The organism is Bacillus sp. JJ664 (assembly GCF_036962205.1).
Taxonomy (GTDB): domain Bacteria; phylum Bacillota; class Bacilli; order Bacillales; family Bacillaceae_G; genus Gottfriedia.
In genome coordinates this window covers 1-3769 of sequence record NZ_JBALMS010000103.1, presented here as the reverse complement: position 1 = coordinate 3769, position 3769 = coordinate 1, and the positions used below count along the sequence as shown (strand labels likewise).

Sequence of the window (3769 nt, the reverse complement as noted above, 5' to 3'; positions counted from 1 at the left end):
CTTACAACCAGTAGACGAAGCAGTACAAATGGTAAAAGATTATTTTGTCTATATTATTGTGTTTGTTTTACTTCTTACAATTTTAGCGTCCATTTACTATTCATTCAAAATTGCAAGACCATTATTAAGAATTAATGATACAACTAGAAAAATTGCTCACTTAGATTTTTCAGAAAGAATAGAATATCATTCGAAAGATGAAATTGGCGACTTATCTCAGAATATAAATTTACTTTCAAATACGCTCCATTCTCATATCTCACAACTAAAGCAAGATATTGAGAAAGAAAAACAATTAGAAAATACTAGAAAAGAATTCATTTCAGGTGTTTCGCATGAATTGAAGACTCCTCTCAGTATTATGAAAAGTTGTATTTCAATCTTAAAAGATGGTGTTGCTAGTCATAAGAAGGACTACTATTTTGAAGCGATGGAAAAAGAAGTCGACAAGATGGATTTATTAATTGTCGATATGCTTGAACTAGCAAAATACGAGTCTGGAACGTATAAAATGAAAATGGAGCCCTTTTTTATTGATAAAATAATTGATCATGTTTGTAATCAATTATCTTTAGAAATTGAGAAAAAGGAACTTACGATTCATAAAGATTTAGTATCAATCGAAGTATTCGCAAATCAACATCGAATTGAACAAGTCATTACGAACTATATGACAAATGCAATCCGCTATACCCCAAATCATGAACATATCTATGTAACAACGACAATAGAGGATGAACTAGTGAAAGTATGCGTCGAGAATAAAGGATCACATATTCCAAATGAGCAATTAGATAAGGTATGGGACCGTTTTTATCGTGGTGATACGTCTCGACATCGTTCAGAAGGAAGTACTGGATTAGGACTTGCCATTTCGAAAAATATATTAAATCTACATGGTGCGCAGTACGGGGTCAAGAATACATCGGATGGCGTATTATTTTACTTTTATTTAAATAAAAATATATGAAAATCTGTTTGGAAAACACCTATACTATTCTTTTATTGGATCGCCCTAGTTAAAAGGGCGATTTTTTTATTACAGGGAAATTTCCCTAGAATTAGCCGCCCAGTTTTTATGTTGAAATTTTTATCAATCTTTTTAAAAAATTCATTTCATCTTCATTTCATCTTTATTTGAGAAGGGTATTCTTACATTAAGTAAGAAAGAGAAAGGAAGATAAAGTATGAAAAAAATACTTTCTTTAATGATGAGTTTAATAATAATATTTAGTCTTGTCGCTTGTAGTGGAAATACACAAAGCGATGAAAACAATAACTCAGAACTAAATCAATCGAACAATAGTAATAATAATGTTACTAGAGAAGATCTGTCGTTAAAAGTAAGCAAGGATGAGAAAAAAACGATCACCATCTCAGTCTTAGGGAAACATCCAGACTTTGTTTTGGCTGCGAAGGAATACGAAAAAAAACATCCAAATATTACAATCGAACTGAAAAGTTTTGCATCTGGCGGTGGCGGGATATCTCTTCTTCAACTTGAGAAATATGTGTCACAGACGACGACAGAAGTGCTATCTGGAAAAGGTGCTGATCTATTCATCTTGAACGACCAAAGTTTGCCAATCGATCGATACATTGATAAAAAGGCCTTTGTTGATCTCAATCAATACATTGAAAAAGATACGTCTTTTGACAAAAGTCAATATTACATGAACATTCTAGAACATTCTAAAATAAATGGTGGTTTGTACATTTTGCCTACTCGTTTTTCATTAGGTGCTTTAATTGCAAATCAGGAAGCGATTTCAAATACAGGCGTTCAAATAGATGACCACCAGAACTGGACTTGGGATCGATTTACAGAAATAAGCAAGCAGTTAAAATCAAAAGGGACACTTGATACTGTTATGCAAGTTACACCTGAAGGTATCTTAAATCCCTTAGTTTTCTCAAATGAAAACTACGATCAACTGATTGATATGGAGAAAAAGGAAGCCAAATTTGATTCTCCGTTATTTATTGATTTACTCAAAAAAGTAAAAAAAATGTATGACGACGGCGTTTTATCGGATTATGAGCTCGGAGTGCAGAAAACAACGTATTTTACAAGTTCACCTATCTATTCTGCAAACGATTATGCGATGCGTTCAGCTATGTACTATCAGAATGCGAGCATTTACGACTTTCCACATTCTTCGGAAAAAGAGACAGGTGTTACCTTTGCTGGATACGATCGTTATGCGATGAATGCAAATTCCACTGTCAAAATGGACGCATGGGATTTCCTGAAATTTTTACTTTCTTATGAGATACAAACTCAATCAGTAAGTGGTATGTTCCCTGTAAATATCGCAGCAAATGAGAAGGAATTTACCGATGTAATAGAAGGAAAAGTAGACAATACAAAAGATAATGGCGGAAAAGTTGGTAAAGGTGGTACAGTAAGAGTTTCAGAAGTATCACTTGAGCCGTTGAAACAAATGATTTCTGAGGCGAATACACAGGTACGATGGAATGAAAAAATCAGAATAATCATAGAGGAAGAATCGAAAAGCTATTTTAGTGGTCAAAAATCTGCGGAAAGTGTTGCAAAAATTATACAGAACAGAGTTATGACCTACTTAAACGAGTAGAAGAATAAAGAAATTTCTAGGAGACCATTAAATTGGTCTCTTTTTTTATCCAACAATAATAACAAACAGAAATTTAGTCGTTTTTGTCATTTTTTATCAATCTTCATTGATACTTCATCTCATCTTCATCTCATCTTTATTTGGAACCGTTAACTTTATATTAAAGATATTCAAGGAGTGGAGAGAGCGGTGAAAGTGAGATGAAATCCCGTAAAAGAAAGAAAAAAAAGATGATAAAAAGAGCGATTGTAAGCTTAAGTGCGTTCTTGCTTATATTCTCACTCATTTACCATTTAATTGGTAAATTGAAAGAATTTGCAGTTGAAAATGTTGCAAAAAGTGCCGAAAGCGAACAGGTACAAATAAAGACCTCAAATAATAGTGCCAAACATAACACAGAAGGTAATGCAAAACAATCAACTGCTAAGAAATCAGAGGTAGGGAAACAAAATAAACCAAAAGTAAGTAGTCAAAAGCCCAATGTTCATGAGCAACAAAATAAAATGAATCAACCAAATAACAAACAACAAATTAAACAAGATCAGAAAGTAGTCTATCTGACATTCGATGATGGACCGAGTACGCTGACAAACCACATTCTAGATGTATTAAAGGATGAAAAAGTACATGCGACTTTCTTTATGGTTGGAAAAAACTTGAATGAACACAAAGATGCTGTAAAAAGGGCAGCTCAAGAGGGGAATTATATTGGCGCACATAGTATGACTCATAACTATGATCGATTATACAAACAAGGTTTTTTTGTTTCAGAAATGCAACAAACGTTATCTATTATTAATAAATTGACTGGTGAAAATACTCGATTGGTCCGTGCTCCATATGGATCGAGACCGAGCATGAGCCTGAAACTTCGCAATGATTCAGTTAACGCAGGATTGAAAATATGGGACTGGAATGTAGATACAAATGATTGGAAGAATACTGCAAATCCTTCCAACATTTTAAATGAAGTGAAAAGGCAAGCAACCAAAAATAAAGAAGTCATTCTATTACATGAAAAGCAAACAACATTGGATGCACTTCCCGAAATAATTAGCTTTTTAAGAGCAAAAGGGTATGCATTTAAGGTATATAACCCGAACGAACATTTTTCATTAAATTTTTGGAATGATCGACGTTTTTGAAATTGATAAATCTTCATTTCATCTTTA

At 33.1% G+C, this 3769-nt stretch carries 3 protein-coding genes; all 3 read left to right on the top strand.

Features of this window, described 5'->3' with window-relative positions:
- A partial coding sequence (locus V7056_RS15760; protein WP_499703381.1) for a sensor histidine kinase occupies window positions 1-970 on the top strand: 970 nt, incomplete at its 5' end.
- A gap of 217 nt (window positions 971-1187) precedes the next feature.
- Window positions 1188-2597 carry an ABC transporter substrate-binding protein gene (locus tag V7056_RS15755; RefSeq protein WP_499703380.1) on the top strand — a complete coding sequence of 470 codons (1410 nt, stop codon included), beginning with the start codon at window positions 1188-1190 and terminating at the stop codon, window positions 2595-2597.
- A 200-nt stretch (window positions 2598-2797) separates the two neighbouring features.
- Entirely contained in the window at window positions 2798-3742 is a 945-nt protein-coding gene (locus V7056_RS15750) for a polysaccharide deacetylase family protein (protein ID WP_499703379.1), read from the top strand.
- Window positions 3743-3769: the final 27 nt, after the last annotated feature.

Excerpts from the sequence above, each read along its gene's own strand:
- V7056_RS15755 (WP_499703380.1), top strand. The coding sequence starts at position 1,188 with ATGAAAAAAATACTTTCTTTAATGATGAGTTTAATAATAATATTTAGT.
- V7056_RS15750 (WP_499703379.1), top strand. The coding sequence starts at position 2,798 with ATGAAATCCCGTAAAAGAAAGAAAAAAAAGATGATAAAAAGAGCGATT.